The 17805-nt window shown below is 38.9% G+C and carries 19 protein-coding genes; 5 read left to right on the forward strand and 14 right to left on the reverse strand.

The genetic code is table 11. From position 1 onward, the window contains the following. Positions 1–149: 149 nt before the first annotated feature. On the reverse strand, positions 150–557 hold the full coding sequence (locus tag H538_RS0118580; RefSeq protein ID WP_026678844.1) for a carboxymuconolactone decarboxylase family protein: 408 nt from the start codon (positions 555–557) through the stop codon (positions 150–152). Positions 558–695: 138 nt separating this feature from the next. On the opposite strand from H538_RS0118580, the gene H538_RS0118585 reads away from it, so the two are divergent. After that, on the forward strand, positions 696–1157 hold the full coding sequence (locus tag H538_RS0118585) for an Lrp/AsnC family transcriptional regulator (protein ID WP_026678845.1): 462 nt from the start codon (positions 696–698) through the stop codon (positions 1155–1157). Between the two features lie 16 nt (positions 1158–1173). Here the strand turns inward: H538_RS0118585 and H538_RS0118590 are convergent, their stop codons facing one another. Continuing rightward, positions 1174–1413, reverse strand: coding sequence for a hypothetical protein (locus tag H538_RS0118590; RefSeq protein ID WP_026678846.1), 240 nt, complete (start codon positions 1411–1413; stop codon positions 1174–1176). Positions 1414–1520: 107 nt separating this feature from the next. Then, complete coding sequence (locus H538_RS0118595; RefSeq protein ID WP_026678847.1) at positions 1521–2069, reverse strand: DUF420 domain-containing protein; 549 nt, start codon at positions 2067–2069, stop codon at positions 1521–1523. A 221-nt stretch (positions 2070–2290) separates the two neighbouring features. Here H538_RS0118595 and H538_RS0118600 point away from each other — a divergent pair, with 221 nt between their 5' ends. Further along, entirely contained in the window at positions 2291–2959 is a 669-nt protein-coding gene (locus H538_RS0118600) for an MgtC/SapB family protein (protein WP_026678848.1), read from the forward strand. Positions 2960–3025: 66 nt separating this feature from the next. On the opposite strand, the gene brnQ is transcribed toward H538_RS0118600, so the two are convergent. Continuing rightward, positions 3026–4360, reverse strand: a complete 1335-nt coding sequence (gene brnQ, locus H538_RS0118605) for a branched-chain amino acid transport system II carrier protein (protein ID WP_026678849.1) — start codon at positions 4358–4360, stop codon at positions 3026–3028. 237 nt (positions 4361–4597) lie between these two features. On the opposite strand from brnQ, the gene H538_RS0118610 reads away from it, so the two are divergent. Together H538_RS0118610 and ald are read left to right on the forward strand one after the other, a co-directional pair. Beyond that, complete coding sequence (locus H538_RS0118610) at positions 4598–5851, forward strand: PucR family transcriptional regulator (protein WP_026678850.1); 1254 nt, start codon at positions 4598–4600, stop codon at positions 5849–5851. Positions 5852–5987: 136 nt separating this feature from the next. Then, complete coding sequence (gene ald / locus H538_RS0118615; RefSeq protein WP_026678851.1) at positions 5988–7112, forward strand: alanine dehydrogenase; 1125 nt, start codon at positions 5988–5990, stop codon at positions 7110–7112. A gap of 664 nt (positions 7113–7776) precedes the next feature. On the opposite strand, the gene H538_RS0118625 is transcribed toward ald, so the two are convergent. Next, a complete protein-coding gene (locus H538_RS0118625; protein ID WP_026678853.1) occupies positions 7777–8187 on the reverse strand; it encodes a hypothetical protein in 411 nt (136 codons plus the stop codon). Positions 8188–8694: 507 nt separating this feature from the next. On the opposite strand from H538_RS0118625, the gene H538_RS0118630 reads away from it, so the two are divergent. Next, the gene (locus tag H538_RS0118630; RefSeq protein ID WP_026678854.1) at positions 8695–9387 is read left to right on the forward strand and encodes a queuosine precursor transporter; all 693 of its coding nucleotides are present in this window, start codon (positions 8695–8697) and stop codon (positions 9385–9387) included. A 30-nt stretch (positions 9388–9417) separates the two neighbouring features. On the opposite strand, the gene H538_RS24445 is transcribed toward H538_RS0118630, so the two are convergent. From H538_RS24445 to H538_RS0118675, 9 genes are all read right to left on the reverse strand, one after another. Then, positions 9418–10149, reverse strand: coding sequence for an amino acid ABC transporter permease (locus H538_RS24445; protein WP_051291566.1), 732 nt, complete (start codon positions 10147–10149; stop codon positions 9418–9420). 125 nt (positions 10150–10274) lie between these two features. Further along, a complete protein-coding gene (locus H538_RS0118640) occupies positions 10275–10925 on the reverse strand; it encodes an amino acid ABC transporter permease (protein WP_035351561.1) in 651 nt (216 codons plus the stop codon). 64 nt (positions 10926–10989) lie between these two features. Then, a complete protein-coding gene (locus H538_RS0118645) occupies positions 10990–11790 on the reverse strand; it encodes an ABC transporter substrate-binding protein (RefSeq protein ID WP_026678856.1) in 801 nt (266 codons plus the stop codon). A 22-nt stretch (positions 11791–11812) separates the two neighbouring features. Continuing rightward, positions 11813–12541, reverse strand: coding sequence for an amino acid ABC transporter ATP-binding protein (locus tag H538_RS0118650; protein ID WP_026678857.1), 729 nt, complete (start codon positions 12539–12541; stop codon positions 11813–11815). Positions 12542–12753: 212 nt separating this feature from the next. Then, positions 12754–13248, reverse strand: a complete 495-nt coding sequence (locus H538_RS0118655) for a Crp/Fnr family transcriptional regulator (protein ID WP_026678858.1) — start codon at positions 13246–13248, stop codon at positions 12754–12756. Positions 13249–13515: 267 nt separating this feature from the next. Then, positions 13516–14085 carry a DUF2087 domain-containing protein gene (locus H538_RS0118660; RefSeq protein ID WP_026678859.1) on the reverse strand — a complete coding sequence of 190 codons (570 nt, stop codon included), beginning with the start codon at positions 14083–14085 and terminating at the stop codon, positions 13516–13518. 141 nt (positions 14086–14226) lie between these two features. Then, on the reverse strand, positions 14227–14877 hold the full coding sequence (locus H538_RS0118665) for a hypothetical protein (RefSeq protein WP_026678860.1): 651 nt from the start codon (positions 14875–14877) through the stop codon (positions 14227–14229). After that, positions 14870–15739 (reverse strand): ATP-binding cassette domain-containing protein, encoded by an 870-nt coding sequence (locus H538_RS0118670; RefSeq protein WP_026678861.1) that lies wholly within the window; start codon positions 15737–15739, stop codon positions 14870–14872. Before H538_RS0118670 ends, H538_RS0118665 begins: the two co-directional genes overlap by 8 nt. Continuing rightward, complete coding sequence (locus tag H538_RS0118675) at positions 15736–17775, reverse strand: ABC transporter permease (RefSeq protein WP_026678862.1); 2040 nt, start codon at positions 17773–17775, stop codon at positions 15736–15738. The genes H538_RS0118670 and H538_RS0118675 overlap by 4 nt, the downstream gene beginning before the upstream one ends. Positions 17776–17805 lie beyond the last annotated feature (30 nt).

Raw genomic sequence — 17805 nt, forward strand, 5'->3', positions numbered from 1 at the left:
GCAGGCTGACAATGGAAATGGTGTACACCGCTTCATCCTTGTATACCTCTTGATGAAATCCTTTTCGGTCGGTCAAAAAAAGCAGTGTTATCGGGTAATACTATACATTACTTAACCTCACTTTTTTTTAAAAAACGGATTGTATTCAGTCAAGGCTGTAAATTCATCATGGCGCCAAATTGCTGCGATGCAGTGGTGAAACAAATAAAAGCACAAAGCTCCACAATTTCGCTTTCGGAAAACGATTGCCTTAATGTTGCAAATATCTTGTCATCGATAGAATCGCGATGGTCGAGAAAAATATTCGCAAATGCGACCGCCAAACTGGTTCTCTCATCTTCCTGTACACGGGCTGGCTTTCCTTTGGCCATGCAATATTCGCACCCATTGCCAAAGGCGAGCGTTCGCCGGACTTGTTCTTTTAGTTCAGCACTTAATTGCCCGTTCCCGCTTAAATGGTCGCTTAAATCATTCCACTTTTGAAGTATCGGCGGGACATGGCCCATTAATTTTTGAAATGGGCTCCCGCCGTTTAAAGAAAAAGAAACTCTTGGCATGTTAGCCTCCTTTTAAAGGTATTGATTATTGACAGCTTTAATTATAAAATAGTAAATACAAAAATTGAATTCCATATGAAATGTGTTTTCCATTTATCCTTTATAAATGAAACTTAATTTAAGGACGGTTATTTCCATATGAAAATAGATGATATTGACCGAAATATTCTGGGCGAACTCTATATGGACGGCAGATTGTCGATCAGGGAGCTTGCTAAACGGGTCAACCTTTCTCCTCCTTCTGTCGCCGAACGCGTGCGCAAACTGGAAAGCGAAGGGATTATTGAAGGTTATACGATAAAAATCAACAATCAAAAAGCTGGTTTGGCGTTGGATTGCATTTTGGAAGTGACGATGAAAAACGGGGAATATCAACGATTTCAAGACTTTATCCGGCGCTACCCCAGAAGTTGCTTTTGCTACCGGGTGACGGGAAGCCTTTGTTATATTGTCAAAATATCGGTCCCTTCATTGGCCGAACTAGAAGATTTTATCAATTCCATTTCCGCTTATGCGACGACGGTTTCCCATATCGTTCTCTCCGAAGTCGACGTCCAATTATCGATGGATGAGTTCTTGCAGACCGAAAAGAGCCAATGACCTGCAACTTAGCAGATCACTGGCTCTTTTGTTGTTCATAATATCGCAGCTCCCACTCGAGAATGTCATCTACCGCAAGCTCCGTCTGATTCGTTTTCCGCATCAAGTGATCGATTAATACATCCATATCAACATCTGTATGTTGATTTTCAAGATACTTGCTCTCTTCCTTAAGCACGTTTCGGATCGTCGCTTCATCGTAGGATGTGTGGCTTTGAATATAGGCTACCACTCCATTTTCATTTGTATCCTTCATGATTTGCCCCCTAATCCATTCATTGATATTCAACTTTCCCAAAAGTTCCAAACGATATTCAGCTTCAAAAAAAGGATATTCAATCGATATGAATATCCTCTAACCTATTATTTGTAATAAGGCGAAATCATCAAATAAACAATGGGACCTGTTAAGGCAACATATAACCAGATTGGCATCGTCCAGCGCACGATTTTCCGGTGTTTTTCTACTTGCATCGTTAATCCCCAGATGAGGGAAAAAAGCGCCAGCGGAACAATAAGTGCAGCTAAAACACTGTGCGTCGTCAGTATAAAAAAGTAAAGGTACTTCAAAAACCCTTCGCCGCCGTAATGCGTTGTTTCCGCGGATAAGAAGTGGTAAGTGACGTACGAAATAAAAAACAGCGCAGTTGTTATAAATGCCGCAAAAATAAAGTTTCGGTGCACTTTAATATTTTTTTTCTTGATCGAATATAAAGCGGCAAGTAAAAACACAAATGTAAAACTATTAAAAATGGCATTTAACCTTGGAAGCAAAGTCAAATCAAAATCGACTTTTCCTTTGTACCCTAACGGCGAGAAAAACAAAATAAGAATAAAAACATTTATTACAATGGATAGCCCAATGACGAGAGCCGTGTAATTTTTTCCATTTACCGAACGGTTGTCACTCATAACTACTCTCCCTTACATTCATTTCTTCTCCCATTGTAACATTCAAGCAATGAAATCAAAAGTGACGAAACGATGAAACAAGTTGGCTGAATAAACGTTGAATGTGCAAAACTAAATATATATAAAATATTTAAACCCGGAATCGTTGTTTATGTTACAATCACTTTTAAAACATAAGTCTGAAAAATCTTCATACATACATAAAAAAGGGGTGATCTCCATTGGCTTATGAATTGATTCTTCGTCTCGTTATTGCAGGAGTATTAGGAGCGATTATCGGATTTGAGCGCAAAAGCCGCTTGAAAGAAGCCGGGCTTCGAACCCATTTTCTCGTTGCGGTCGGAAGCGCCTTAATCATGGTTGTATCTAAATATGGCTTTTTCGATTTAATCAATGACCATATTTCTCTCGACCCGAGCCGGGTTGCTGCACAAGTTGTGAGCGGGATCGGTTTTTTAGGCGCGGGGACGATCATTGTTCAGCGGCAAAATGTAAGGGGACTGACAACGGCGGCAGGATTGTGGGCTACGTCAGGAATCGGGTTGACGATCGGGGCTGGCATGTATTGGGTCGGGATTAGTGCTACGATTTTAGTATTTTTCGGGCTTGAACTTCTTGACAAAGGCTTAACGTTCTTTTTGCCAGAGCCGCTAAGATTGCGCCTTTTTCTAGAAGATCGGCCAAAAACGATACGGAATGTCCTTAACCATTTAGCAGACGAGAAAATCAAAATAGCCTCCTATCAAATTGAATTGCCACACGGCGATTCAGAGAGGTCGGACATTGTTTTAGAACTCATCCTAAAAGTTCCCGCTTCTTCAAAAAAATCAATGGATATCCTTGAGGTCGTCCGGGCGCTTCCCGGAGTTACTTCCGCACGGGTGGAGTAATATAAAAAAAGGTGCTGCCTTTAGAAAGTCGTTTTCCAACTCACTTTCTAGACAGCCCCTAAACCTTTAAGCTACATTCACTTTTTCAGATTCACCATTCTCTTTTTTCAATATAAACATAACAAATCCTATAATGAACCCAACTGCTCCCGGAATGATCCAACCGACACCTTCTGAATAGAGCGGCAGTTTTTCGAAAACCTTTCCCAACGCATTTCCAAAAAACGTTTTGTTGACCGTGTCGATCACACTAAACGCGGCAACGAAGATAACGGTCGTCCCATAAACCGCGTGGCTTCTTTTTATATATGGATGAATAAGAGCAAGGATAATGAGCACAATCGCCACCGGATAAATCGCTCCAAGAACGGGTACCGATACTTTCAAAATTTCCGTCAAACCTAAATTCGTAAGGAATAAGCTGATCATACAAATCATCGTGACCCACCATTTATACGAAACCCGCGGCAGTATTTTTTCGAAATATTGACTACAGGAAGTGACCAGCCCGATCGACACGCAGAGGCAAGCAAGAGTAAATACGATGCCTAAGAGAAGCGTTCCGAACCCGCCAAATAAATAATGGGCAACGTTCGTTAAAATTTGCGCACCGTTTTCTGCTTTTCCTAAAGAAGCGCTGGATGCACCTAAAAAACCTAAAATGACATAAATAATCGTAAGCAACAGACCTGCCCCTAATCCGGAAACCATCATATAACCCGATAATTTCTGGCTATGTTGAACGCCTTTTGCCCGCAATGTGTTAGCGACAATGATCCCGAAAGCCAGTGCTGCAAGTGCGTCCATCGTCAAATACCCGTCTAAAAATCCTTGAAAAGCCGGGTTTGTTGCATAATTTCCTTTCGGCGCTCCAAATGTGCCCATTGGAGAAACGAGGCTTTTAACGAAAATCGTAAGAATTAAGAGCAGAACAATGGGTGTCAATAATTTGCCAAAGCGGTCGACAAGTTTCGACGGCGATAAACTTAACCAAAACACAATTCCGAAAAACAGAACGGAATAGACAAACAATAGCAATGGATGGTGTGCCCATTTTTCGGGCAAAAACGGGCTCATGCCCATTTCAAAAGCAAGACTTCCCGCGCGGGGGATCGCTAAAGCCGGTCCAATAGAAATATAAATAATGAGTGGAAAAATAAAAGCAAAAAGCGGATGAACCCGGGCACAGAGCGTTTGAAAACTGCCGGCTTTCGCTATCGCGATAACGCCGAGGATCGGAAGGCCGACCGCGGATATGATAAAGCCGGTTATCGATAGAAAGAGATGTTCTCCAGCCGATTGCCCTAAAAAGGCGGGAAAAATAAGGTTCCCGGCTCCAAAAAACATGGAAAAAAGCATTAAACTGACAAAAATCAAGTCTTTTTTTGAAAAGGTGCTCATATCTATTCTCCTTAGATGATATTTCTCTTCGCTGTCATGACAATAGGAAAATTCAAAAATAATATTCGCATTTTAACAGGTTTTCTCATATAAATCTAGACTACTTAATGAATTCAGAATTGAAAGATAATAAAGTGTTCACATGATCTTTCTTAAAAATTACTGTGTGAGTGACTATATAAATCCTTCGATTCGCGTTATCATAGTATTAAAGATAAAAGAACAGGAGAGTCATAAATGAATGATGCGCCTCAAGGCTATGATCCCTTTCGTGGAACATTTGAAAATCTGGAGACACTTGCGGATAAAATCAGCGATGTCTTAAATTGCCCTGTCACGATTGAAGACAGCAATCACCGCCTTCTTTCCTATAGTACGCATGAAGGAGATACCGATCCAGCCCGAATTGCCACCATTATTGGAAGACGCGTGCCCGAAAAGGTGATCAACAGCTTGTGGAAAGATGGCGTTATCCCTAAATTGCAGGAAAGTGATGAACCCGTTCGTGCCTCATCGATTGAAAAGGTCGGACTCGGAAACCGGGTCGCAGTTTCCATTCGAAAGGACTCGGAAGTACTCGGTTACATCTGGGTACTTGAAATGAACAAACATTTAACCGAAAGCGACTTTGAGTTGCTGAAGAAGGCGGCAAAGGCCGCCAAAAGCCACTTGCTGCAGTTACAAACTGGCACTAAGAGGAAGCAAGAGGGAAGCCAGGAATTTTTCTGGAAGCTTTTAACTGGCCATGTTGAATCAGAAGAATGGATCATTGATAAACTCCATCGTTTATCTATTCTTCCATCAACTCCATTAACGGTTTTAATTTTTCAATTTCCCGAAGAAATTAATTCGGAATTCGAAAAAAAGATTTCTTACATTACAACCGTCAATCAAAGTGTAAAAGCACAGTTATCAGCTGTTGATGGGAATCAAGTCATTCTGCTTACAAGTCCGAAAGAAGATGCCAAACCCGCGGCCTACATCCAATCGTTTATCGAATCATTTATCTCGCAAATGAAAGAGCGTTTTCAGGCAACTGGCATTACAGCGGGCTACGGAAGTATTTATTCTTCATACATGCAAACAGAAAAAAGCTATAAGGAAGCCTTAACCGTTCTTTCGATAAAAAGCAAGTTCGCCAATGAGACATCCGCCATTTTTGGCTACAATGAACTCGGTATTTACCAATTTCTTGATTCCATCTATAAAAAACAGCAGGCAAGCGGCTATTTCAATCATTCCTTGAAAAAGCTTTACGACTATGACCGCCTGCATAAAACAAATTTATATGAAACCTTGGAAACCTTTTTAAATCATGATATGAATGCTCACGAAGCGGCGAAAGCGCTCCATGTTCACTTAAATACGTTGACGTACCGCTTAAAACGGATTTCTGAAATCGGGGCGATTGACTTAAAAGACCCGAATCAAAAAATTATGCTGTTTATCGACTTAAAAATCCAGCGTCTTTTTTTTAAAGAGCATTTGTGAAAATTCACAAATGCTCTTTTTTAATTTCTCTTTTCCTAACAAAGATAAAGTCAAGAAAAAAGACTATACTAATAGAACAAGGAATAATTGAAAGCGCCATCAAACAAATTTTGATGGATTTAGGAGGTTTTTACAAATGATCGTTGGTATCCCTAAGGAAATTAAAAATAACGAAAATCGTGTAGCAATTACGCCTGCTGGTGTCGTTGCACTAAAAAATGCGGGGCATGACGTATTAATCGAAACAAATGCCGGTGTTGGAAGCGGATTTACGAATGAAGACTATCAAGCAGCCGGTGCCCAAATGATCGATGCGGCAAGCGATGTATGGGCCAAAGCGGATATGATCATGAAGGTGAAGGAACCACTTCCAGCGGAATATGACTATTTCCGTCCGGGTCTCATTCTTTTCACTTATTTACACCTTGCAGCAGAGCCAGAACTTACCCGTGCTTTAACTGAAAAAGGGGTAATCGGCATCGCCTATGAAACGGTGGAACATAATCGAACTCTTCCATTACTTACACCGATGAGTGAAGTGGCTGGCCGTATGGCTGCACAGATTGGAGCGCAATTCCTTGAACAGCCGCATGGCGGAAAAGGAATTCTTCTTGGTGGAGTGCCGGGTGTAAAACGCGGAAAAGTAACGATTATTGGCGGCGGTGTCGTTGGTACGAATGCGGCAAAAGTCGCTGCAGGTTTAGGCGCAGACGTGACGATTATCGACTTAAGCGCAGACCGTCTCCGTCAATTGGACGATATTTTCGGAAACAGTGTACAAACGTTAATGTCCAGTCATCTGAACATTGCGGAAGCCGTTGCGGAATCCGACCTTGTCATCGGTGCCGTATTAATTCCAGGGGCAAAAGCGCCTAAACTTGTAACGGAAGAAATGATTAAATCAATGAAACCGGGCTCTGTTGTTGTTGACGTTGCCATTGACCAGGGTGGAATTATTGAAACGTCTGACCATGTGACGACACATGACAACCCTACTTATGTAAAACACGGCGTTGTCCATTATGCGGTTGCAAATATGCCTGGTGCGGTTCCACGTACATCAACGATGGCATTGACCAACGTAACCGTTCCATATGCATTGCAAATTGCAAACAAAGGCGTAAAGAAAGCGATCGCCGAAAACGCAGCATTGAAGTTAGGCGTCAACACGGCAGGCGGTTACGTCACTTACGAAGCCGTCGCAAGAGACCTTGGCTACGACTATGTTACTGTTGATGAAGCCATTGAAAAAGCACTATAGTGGAGAAGCAAGCTGTCGAGAAAGAAATCGGCAGCTTTTCAAATGGGCAAAAACACGTAGGTGCACTTGATTTATTCATTCGCTGAATTATTTCTTAAATCGGCTGAATTAATGCTAAAATCGGCTGAATTATGCCCCGTTTTGGCTGAATTATCGTTAAAATTGGCTGAATTAATAAAGTTAGGAGTCGATCCCCTTCAAAGAGGGGTTTTTTCATCATTGCCAAAACATACTAAATTTAGGATAATTCAACCGTTATTTTCTATAAAATTAGTCATTTTTGGGGGTTTTTATTTATGCTAACGAGACAAAAAAAAGAAAAAGGAATCGATTATTTATCGAATTTTTAAAAATAAAAAAGCACTTTTTCAAAGACTTTATTGACCATCTTCAAAAGGTAAAGGATCATCGCTGCCAAAGCCATATCAAATGGTTTGATGAGTTTGTTAGAACTAATGACGCAATGTTCTGGTCAAAATAAAGAGATGCTAAAGTTAAACGCAAGTATACCATTCTCTCAATATCTCTCAATTGATTATAAGTCAATCTCCCCGATCACCTTTTGATTTTGTCAAAAAAAATAACCCCCGAAAATCAGCTCGAATTAACCGACTTCAGGGTTTGAAAATTGGATAATTATGTTTAAGTTAACGTAGATCAATAATTATTTTTCTTCTCGTTCATGAAACCTTAGTGTAATATTTGATTTACGTACTTTATAAAACACCAATGATCCAATTGCGCCAAAAATCCCGATCCCAATTGCGGATGTAATTTCTACTGTATCTGTAATCATTCCATTCGTAAGAAGTAAGTAGATTATAAATCCATACACCCAGCCCAATAAAGCAAAAGCAAGATAACTTTTTTTCCTAATTCTGCGATAAAACATCTCACCTATAATGCAACCCAGTAAAGAGAGAGGAACTCCAAACATTGTATAGGAAAAAGTATATGTGTAAAAGTCATCCAGTGTATGATTTGCTCTCCCAATTAGATTGAAAAATAACATCACAATAATTATACTTACGATCAAGCTAAAAAACGAGCTAATAAAAGCTAACAAGAATCTCAAAATGATTCCTCCATATGATTAATACATTTCTTTAATTTTTGCATTCGGTAATATTGGCCATAAATACCTAAACCTGATATTATAAACTTTCTATTTTGGAAATAAATAGGGCGTATAAAAAATATCCTGAATCCATGGCTAATGTTTAGTCAAATCAAGGCTAATTTGTTATAAAATTATTTATTACTTATCGATTTGCTTTATTCAAATTGAAAAAGCTTGATAAATTCTTTGAAAAGATGAAGTCCACCGATTTCCCGCTCCTATTTTTAATCGCCTCTGTCTGGCATGAATTACGAATTTAGCAGCCAGGCTCTTGTAATTTTGAATCACGGTTCGAATCCGGCGTCTTTGAACCTTTTTCTTTAACAGGGCGTCCTCTTTTTGCGAAAAACGGGAAATCCTGTTGCGTTAATCCCTTATTTTCCTGATCATGAAAAATTGCTATAATTGCATACGCACATAGCGGTTCGAAAACTCCCGCGTTATCAAAACTAGGAGGTTCTTATGTTTAATTTTTCATTCGGGGTCGTCTTTGTCCTCGTTAATTTTTTGTTGTTTATCCTATGTTACCGTTTATTTGGCAAGACAGGGCTCTATGCCTGGATCGGCGCCATGACGATATTGGCTAACATTCAGGTCGCAAAAACGATTGAAATGTTCGGTTTCGTAATGACACTTGGCAATACGGCCTATGCGACGATCTACTTATGTTCGGATCTTCTGAACGAAAAGTACGGGCAAAAAGAAGCGAAAAAGGCCGTCTGGTTTGGCTTTTTCACCCTCATTATGATGACGATCATCATGCAAATGGCGCTAGTCTTTAAACCTGAAGCAACAGATATTGCCCAGGAGTCGCTTCAAACCATTTTTGGCCTTGTCCCGAGAATTGCATTAGGAAGCCTTACTGCCTATTTTGTCAGCCAATTTTTAGATGTCCGGCTATACTCGATGCTTAAAAAAATGTTCCCGGGGTACAATCAGCTCTGGATCCGCAACAATGGGAGCACATTGATCAGCCAGATGGTGGATACACTCGTTTTTTGCACGATCGCTTTTGCTGGCGTTCATCCGTGGAACGTCTGGTTCGATATATTAATCACAACCTATTTGTTAAAATTCATCATTTCTGCCGCATCGACCCCATTTATTTATTGGGCAAGAAGCTTTAAATTTAAAGAAGAAAAAAGTGAAGCGTAATGGGCTTCACTTTTTGTATTCCAATCTTAGTTAAAAACTTTCGGGAATTGGCCTTGATTGCTTCTGATTTTGACGGATCTTGCGCAGTCCAGTTCCTTGCTTTCGATCAGTATCAAGACGTTTTTCAAGTGCCCTTGCTAAAAGGGATAATGAGTAGTTAATCAAAAAATAAATAATCGCCGTTAATAAAAGGATCGGGAAAACAATTTTATAATTGCCGCCATTATAAATACCTCTTGCATTATGGAGCAGTTCTGGCAAGGTAATGACGACCGCCAGCGATGTATCTTTCAATAATGAAATAAATTGACTGACAAGTGGCGGAATCATACGTTTTAACGCTTGAGGCAGGATAATATGCCACATTGTTTGAGTATAGCTTAAACCAGAAGACCGGCCTGCTTCTATTTGTCCTTTTCCTATTGAAACTAAGCCTCCCCGCACGATTTCAGCAATCATGGCAGACTCAAACAATGTAAGTCCAGCGATTGCCGCCGTAACGATTTCAAGCTTGATTCCAACTTCGGGCAAAGCAAAAAACGTAAAAAAGAGAATCAATAACAATGGGAGGTTGCGAATTGTTTCTACGAGTACAGCAATGACTTTTGAAAGTAGTGGAATTTTTGCGTATCGTAAAACCCCTAAAAGACTTCCGATAATAAAGCTTAAAACAATCGATATTACAGCTACTTCCAGTGTCACCAACAATCCTTTTAACAAATAAGAGAGATTACCTGGTGTGTAAGCGCCGATAAAATCCATATTTGATCACTCTCCTGTCTGGCTCCAGCGGCCTATTACCGGGAGCATTTCGGACAAACCAACGATGAAAAGTTATTTCTATTTAGTGAACAATAGCATTCCGCCTATTGATGAGCCGCTTTTTCCTACTCTGTTTTTGCCAATCTGCGTTCAAGATAACCGACCAATAGACTGAGGGGTATGGTTAAAACTAAATAAAATACTCCGACGAAAATATACGTATTGAATGTATCAAACGTTTTTTCATGAATGGAATCAGCATAGTACATCAAGTCAAGACCAGCAAAGACTCCTAGAATTGATGAGTTTTTTACGAGGTTCAGAAATTGATTCCCCAGTGGAGGAATGACAATTTTAATCGCTTGCGGCAAAATTATATAACCCATTGTTTGTATATATGTAAGCCCCGATGAACGCGCTGCTTCCATTTGGCCTTTATCCACTGATTGGATTCCAGCTCTAATGGCTTCAGCAATAAAAGAGGCAGTATAAATTGTCAGGGCCATAGTACCAGCTACAAACCCGCTCAAGTTAATATGAAAAGCAACAAGGCCGTTGTAAAAGAAGAAGGCGATCAAGATTAAGGGAATATTTCTTATAAATTCAACAAAGCATGCCCCGATAAAATTTAAAATACGCAGAGGTGCGATGCGGAATACCGCAACGATTGCACCTAATATAAAACTGCAAACTAAACCAATGAGACTGATTTTTATTGTATTAAAAAACCCCGTCATATACGTATCAAAATTGTCTGTTAGTATGGAGAAGTCCATTTAACTACCTCCTTAATTTCAAAATAAGAGGATGGCAAGTATTAACCCATCCTCCTTCTCTTCATTACTCTTTAATCCATTTGTCTTTAATCTTTTGCAGTTCCCCGCTATCTTTTAATTCCTTAAGGAAATCATTGACGTATTTGACCGTCTTTTTATCTCCTTTTTTAATTGCGATTCCGTATGGTTCATCAGTGAACGTTCCACCAACAAGCTCATAATTTGGATCCTGCGCTGCCATTCCATAAAGAATGGAGTTGTCAGTGGTTAAGGCATCACCCTTGCCAGCTTTTAAAGCAGTAAACGCTTCAGCATAGTTTTCAAATTCCAGTACTTCAGCATCCGGGGCTTTTTCTTTAATGTTAACAACTGATGTCGATCCTTTAACTGCCAATACTTTTTTGCCTTTTAAATCGTTAACCCCTTTTATCGGGCTTCCTTTTTTCACAAGAAGCGATTGACCGGCTTTAAAGTAGACATCCGAGAAATCCACTTCTTTTTTACGCTCTTCCGAGATAGTCATTGTTGCAATAATCATATCAATATCCCCATTATTTAACATTGGGATCCGTGTTTTTGAAGTTACTTCTTTTAGCTCAATTTTCTTTTCGTCACCAAGTAATTTCTTTGCCAGCGCTTTTGCAATATCAATATCCAGACCTGTTATGTCACCTGTTTTAGGGTCTTTATAACCGAATAAATTTGTATCGTATTTTACACCGACAACTAATTTGCCACGTTTTTTTATTTTATCTATTGCGCTTCCGCCGGACTTTTCTTTCTTATCTCCTCCACATCCTGCCAATAAGGCCATAACCAATGTTAAAACCATTGCAAATACAAACCACTTTTTAAATTGTTTCATCCGATATTTTCCCCCTTTTGATCTAATGGTTTAATACTCTGCTTAAAAACAATTTAGCCCTCTCCGCTTTTGGATTTGCGAAAAATTCCTTCGGGCTTCCTTCTTCGACAATTTGCCCCTCGTCCATAAAAACGATGCGATTGGCTACTTCGCGGGCAAACCCCATTTCATGTGTTACAACGACCATCGTCATGCCTTCTTCAGCAAGCGACTTCATGACATCGAGCACCTCGCCGATCATTTCCGGATCGAGTGCCGACGTTGGTTCATCAAACAGCATTAGCTTCGGTTTCATCGCCAGTCCACGGGCAATTGCCACCCGCTGCTGCTGGCCGCCCGAAAGCTGGGAAGGAAAGGAATATGCCTTATCCGGTATTCCTACTTTTTCCAAATAATACATCGCTGTTTTCTCCGCTTCGCTTTTTTCCACGCCTAACACTTTAATCGGAGCAAGCGTAATGTTTTGCAAAACCGTTTTATGCGGGTAAAGATTAAAATGCTGGAAGACCATGCCGATGTTTTTACGAAGCTCGTTAATGTTTGTTTTTTTCTCATTAACGGTTATTCCGTTAACAACAAGCTTGCCATCGGATATCGTCTCCAGGCGGTTAATGCAGCGAAGCAAAGTGCTTTTCCCGGAACCCGAAGGACCGACAATAACAACGACTTCCCCCTGTTGTACCTCTAGATTAATATTTTTTAAGACGTGGAAGTCACCGTAATGTTTATTGACTTGTTGAAATGAAATCAATCCAACCCCCCCTAATGCGATCTATACAAAAATCTTGAACGCCATTATTCAGTTTCCACCCGAGCAAAATAACAGATTTCATTAACTCTTAGGAATTTTCACATTACTTATAATTAGATACATCTTCACAAAATCCCTTCTAAATCTTCTGGAAATTTAACAAAATAGTAAAAAAGACCTACTTTTTGTAGATCCTTTTTACTAAGTGTCTTCTATAGTTGGCGTAATACCCGGTTAACCGTCTCTCTTCTTAACCCGATAAATTGACCGATCTCTTCCTGGGTTAATACTTCGTTAATTTTTACGCCCGGGAAATAATGTTCAAACCATTTTTGCAATTGCTGAACTTTGTCTATCGGTGCAACGGTTGTGAGCTGATCAATCCGCTGTTGCATCATTCGCAATTTCGTTTGCAAAATTAGCGCAACATCCCTGTATTTTTCAGGATTGGCCGCCAATTCGCTATACCATTCTGCATCCTGAATCATTTCAACTTCTGATGTCATTAGCGCTACGGCCGTACCGTTGTATTCTTTCGGGCTAATAAGTGAATGATGGGGAATGATTTCCCCCGGGACGATTAAATTCAGCAATGACTTCGAGCCATCTTCATGTACTTTCTCAACTTTTAATAACCCGCTTTTCAACAAATAAAGCGGTCCTTGTTCCCCTTGCCTGAACAAAACCTCTCGTTTATGCAAAAACAAAACTATGCCACCCTCTTTTACTTATGTGGCAACGGAAAACACCGTACCTTAGTTCTATTATATCATGTTCGAAACCAGACTTTTTCTGGTGGATTACCTAAGAAAGGTAAAAGGAAAAGAGTACAACAACAATTATTGCGAGGCGAAACAATTTATAGGATAATTATAAATAATCGGAATTCATTACAAAAACTATTCTTCATTTATTTGGTGACAATTATCTAATTAGATTTGAGAAAAAATCGCAGTACTCATCTATCACTGCCTTTATTTCCCCCACAACTCCGGCGGGTTAAGCTCGTAAATTCCATTTTCCCTGAACATGTAATGGTTGGCGATAAATTCTCTTCTAATGGTAGCGTAGTCTTCATGGAAACGTTTAATGTATTCATTGATTTCTTTTTCCGCATATTGTTTTCCCGGAATCAATCCTTTCACGATATGCTCAAGCACAATGAGCCGTTTTTTTCGCATGGAAGGGATTTGCTTCAATGTACCGTCCGCGGCAAAGAAGTTGTTAAGCACACTATATTTCTCGTTTTCTTTTTTGTTCACTGGCATAACGGCCTCCACCCCGATCTTTAAAATGGCCTCTGCATTTTGCTTCAGCTTTTTTTCATCCAAGTAAAAGTAAATCGTGTTTTTATCTCTTCGTTCATAAATTAAACCGGCATCCCTTAGCTTAGAAATGTGATGCGTGATGGTCGGCGGCTTTACCCCTAGTTTTCCGGCAAGCGCCTGGCCGTGCAAGGGACCGTTTTTCAACAATGCCAATATCCGAATCCGCGTCACGTCCCCCAACGCTTTATGAAACTGAACTAACCGATCAAGCTGCATAACTGCCTCCTTCTAATTAGATATTCATTTAATTAGTTATTTATATAATTCCATAATTTTCCCATTTTGTAAAGACAAAAAAGAGAGCGAATCTCGTTTCGCTCTCTTTCCGATAAATTGCTTTATATCATATTTGCGGTTCTAAAACAAACGTAGGTTCGTTTTCTTCCGCAAATAAAGATGTCCAAATACAAATAAAATAACGGATATGCAACCATTTAAAAGGACGGAAAAGATAATTTGATCAAAGGACAACGGTTCTGTATTGAATGACATAATATGGAAAACAGGGATTATACTCCCTTCAGTCAAAAATTCTGTCGATACATAGGCTACAATCATCAAAATGGGAACCATTACTTTTTTCGTCAAAAGGATAATGACAAATCCAATTGATATATACAGCAAAGACTCTGCCGCATATTGGATAAATAAAACAAAAAAATTAGCATCCGGGAAGCGAACGATAAGGAACATACAGCAAATTGCGATCAATATTTCATATAATGCGGAAAAAACACCTATTCTCAAGAGCCCATGTTCTTCCGCTTTAAGAGGATAACTATAAAGGAGGTCAGATCCCCCTTCTTCAAAATAATCATGGTAAAGGAAAATGATCCACCAAGCGGAAAAAGGAACAATAAGAAACTCCATTTGCTTTAAAAGAATAAAAGAAAGTTCCTTTTCCCCAAATAAAAACTGGAAAACAAAGAAAAGGAAGGGCAAAAACGAAAAGTAAAATGCATAACCGATCGCTTTAATTTCAAAAGAAAAATCAATCTTTTTAAACATATGAAAGGTTTTTCCTCGTCACATAAAGATATGTGTCTTCAAGGGTCGTTTGGACTTCCCGTGCATCAGGTAAGCGGCTTTCCGAGAAAAATCGAATTAAGTAGCGATTGCTTAGTTGTTTTGTTGAAATAATATTCTCTTCTACGATTGGTACAGGAGTATCAAAAGGTATTTCTATTTCCCAAACTTTCCCTTCTGTGATTTCCGCCAGTTCTTTTCTTGTTCCCGTTTGTAAGACTTTCCCTTTTTTAATAATCGCAATATTGTCACAAGTAGATTCCAAATCTTCAACAATGTGTGTCGATATTATTATAATTCGGCCTTCAGCTAAACTCCTTAACAGTCTGCAAAAGCGAACACGTTCCTCTATATCCAGGCCCGCTGTCGGCTCGTCAACAATGATGATTTTGGGATCCCCGATTAAAGCCTGAGCGATCCCCAATCTACGAAGCATACCTCCAGAAAGGTTTTTTACTTTTTTATATTTCTGATCTGTTAAATTTACAGATTCTAATATCCGATTAATTACTTCCTTTCTCTTCTCCTTTTCTGTAACCCCTTTTAAAACAGCAAAATGATTCATGACTTCTTCTACATTAAGTGATTTATAGATAGAAAAATGCTGGGGGAGATAACCTAATTGTTTCTTAACGTCGTGAACCCTTTCCCAGGTTAGATCACCATATTGAATCTTCCCTTGATCAGGACTCTCGAGTGTCGAAATCATCCGCATAAGAGTAGTTTTCCCCGCACCATTAGGCCCAAGAAGTCCAAACGTCCCTTTAATTTGAAGGGAAATACGGTCTAATACTAATTTTCCTCCAAACTTCTTTACAACATCATCTATTACTAAAGCCGTCACTGTTTTCCACCTTTCCTGTATGTATTTAATAGCTTTTCTAACTGATCCCATGAGTCGTTTCCTGAGTGTAATAAGTAGTACCACTGCTTGCAAAATTGAGTTTTTTCTTTTATACCTTTATTGCTTTTTAGCCACTCAGACAATTGATGAAGCACCACTTGTTTTGATCCATTACCAGGAACTTTATTGAACCACTCTATGAAGTCTCCATCATCTTTAATATGATTTTTCTTATTGTAAATATAGGAATACATTAAATCAAAGGCATGTAAATAATCTCTATCCTCAACTTTAATATTTTCATATTTCCATGTTAAAGCAGGAACTATCCAGTACGTATAGTAGGCTGGAATATCAATTAACCAGGAATTTGATGGATTCCCAAGAATAAGCGTATCAGGAGAATACCACATGACTTCTTCCATTGAGCTGTCCGCAATAGAAAGAATCGGTATCATCATGATTTTGTCTGGATAGTCCACATTTTTAATGTTCAAATCATTTGCGGTTGCTTTCATAACATTTTCGGTTGCGGATTTGAATTCATTATAATTTAGTCCTTTTGTATCACCTGGAAAAATCAATTCTGTACTTCCAACGCGTTTCGATTGTAGTTCCCCTGAGAGGAGCGTTAAACCGGTAAATGATTTTCCTTCCCATTTCCCATTGTTTCTTTTAGTGAGATTTGTATAAAGTGGTTTTCTCCCTTCATATGACAAAACATAACGGGTTAAATTATCGGTTTGATGGTTATTTCTAACTAGTCGTCCATATCGATCCATTTGAAAAGCAGGTTTTACATTTACAGAAGGCAGCCAGTTAAAATAATAAGGCAAATAAACAGCTCGTTGATTAGCATAAAACAAAGGAGAGCTGTTTCCCTCGTATTGAAAGATTAATTGAAGGGGTTGTCCTTTTTTCCAATCTTTTTTCAAAGAAACGGTAACCGCATCATTTTGTTGCCTAAACTTTACGGCTTTCCCATTGGCTTCAACCCGTTTTATTTTTAGACCGTGATATAAAGATAATGGGAGGATTTTAATTGTTTTGCCAGTTTTATTTTGAACATCCATTTCCACTCTGGCACTTAATGATCTCTTGATCTTAAGGTCAATTTTATAAGTAGTAACTTGTATCTTTTTTTGATCAAGAACTGGCTGCTTCTTGCTATAATAGAGAGCTTCAGCCTCTTCCCGTGGACGATCTGCATTGATCCCGGAGGCATATAATTGCCATTTCAAACTTAACCCATAGGAAATCAAACCAAATGAAAGCATTAATACAAAAATACAGCTCAAGGTTGTTTTTTTGTTTAGAAGATGATGCCTGTAATTCAAGTAAAAAACAAAAATAATACTGATCACAACAAGCCATTCAAAATGTTTAAGCCAATAAAACCAATCAATCGATAATCCATATAATCGATCATATAATCCCGTAGGGTTTGGTTCCCCTAAATTTAACCACTTAGAAACCCGCTGCAAATGATCTCCTAAAAAAATGTAATTGACAGGTCCAATCAATGCCCATACAACAAGCGATACAGGAAAAACCATTTTCCCTTTAATGAACAGTGCTAATAGCATCCCAATAAAGTAGCTGATTAAAAAAGTTAACCCAAAGTATAATAAACAATATAAAAACGCACTGAAAAATAAATGAGTGAAAGGGTACCCGCGACAAAGATAGTAAATCACATAAAAAAGATAAAATAGAAAACTAATAAAAAGAGCTAATAAAATCCCATATAGAAGTTTTGCCAGCAATTTTACTAGAGACGCATCTTTAATAGTAAGAAATAAATCTTCTAGTTGATGTGTATCTTCAATCTGGACAACAAAAATGCCAAATAATAAAAACGCAAGAATTCCTCCTTGCACTAAAAAACTGGTAGCTGTTAATACTTCTCCAGGTGATGGAATATCTGTAAGTGCAAGATATTCATAAGATAAAAAACCAATAAGAAGTACCCAGAACAAAGGCTGCCGTTTAAATTGTAACCATGTGATGTAGACCGTATTAAATAAGCTTTTCAAAAAGATTTCCTCCTATGGAAATTCAAAAAT

The sequence above is a fragment of the Fictibacillus gelatini DSM 15865 genome (genome assembly GCF_000430745.1).
Lineage (GTDB): Bacteria > Bacillota > Bacilli > Bacillales > Fictibacillaceae > Fictibacillus_A > Fictibacillus_A gelatini.

Excerpts from the sequence above, each read along its gene's own strand:
- H538_RS0118580 (WP_026678844.1), bottom strand. The coding sequence starts at position 557 with ATGCCAAGAGTTTCTTTTTCTTTAAACGGCGGGAGCCCATTTCAAAAA.
- H538_RS0118585 (WP_026678845.1), top strand. The coding sequence starts at position 696 with ATGAAAATAGATGATATTGACCGAAATATTCTGGGCGAACTCTATATG.
- H538_RS0118590 (WP_026678846.1), bottom strand. The coding sequence starts at position 1,413 with ATGAAGGATACAAATGAAAATGGAGTGGTAGCCTATATTCAAAGCCAC.
- H538_RS0118595 (WP_026678847.1), bottom strand. The coding sequence starts at position 2,069 with ATGAGTGACAACCGTTCGGTAAATGGAAAAAATTACACGGCTCTCGTC.
- brnQ (WP_026678849.1), bottom strand. The coding sequence starts at position 4,360 with ATGAGCACCTTTTCAAAAAAAGACTTGATTTTTGTCAGTTTAATGCTT.
- H538_RS0118610 (WP_026678850.1), top strand. The coding sequence starts at position 4,598 with ATGAATGATGCGCCTCAAGGCTATGATCCCTTTCGTGGAACATTTGAA.
- ald (WP_026678851.1), top strand. The coding sequence starts at position 5,988 with ATGATCGTTGGTATCCCTAAGGAAATTAAAAATAACGAAAATCGTGTA.
- H538_RS0118630 (WP_026678854.1), top strand. The coding sequence starts at position 8,695 with ATGTTTAATTTTTCATTCGGGGTCGTCTTTGTCCTCGTTAATTTTTTG.
- H538_RS24445 (WP_051291566.1), bottom strand. The coding sequence starts at position 10,149 with ATGGATTTTATCGGCGCTTACACACCAGGTAATCTCTCTTATTTGTTA.
- H538_RS0118640 (WP_035351561.1), bottom strand. The coding sequence starts at position 10,925 with ATGGACTTCTCCATACTAACAGACAATTTTGATACGTATATGACGGGG.
- H538_RS0118645 (WP_026678856.1), bottom strand. The coding sequence starts at position 11,790 with ATGAAACAATTTAAAAAGTGGTTTGTATTTGCAATGGTTTTAACATTG.
- H538_RS0118660 (WP_026678859.1), bottom strand. The coding sequence starts at position 14,085 with ATGCAGCTTGATCGGTTAGTTCAGTTTCATAAAGCGTTGGGGGACGTG.
- H538_RS0118665 (WP_026678860.1), bottom strand. The coding sequence starts at position 14,877 with ATGTTTAAAAAGATTGATTTTTCTTTTGAAATTAAAGCGATCGGTTAT.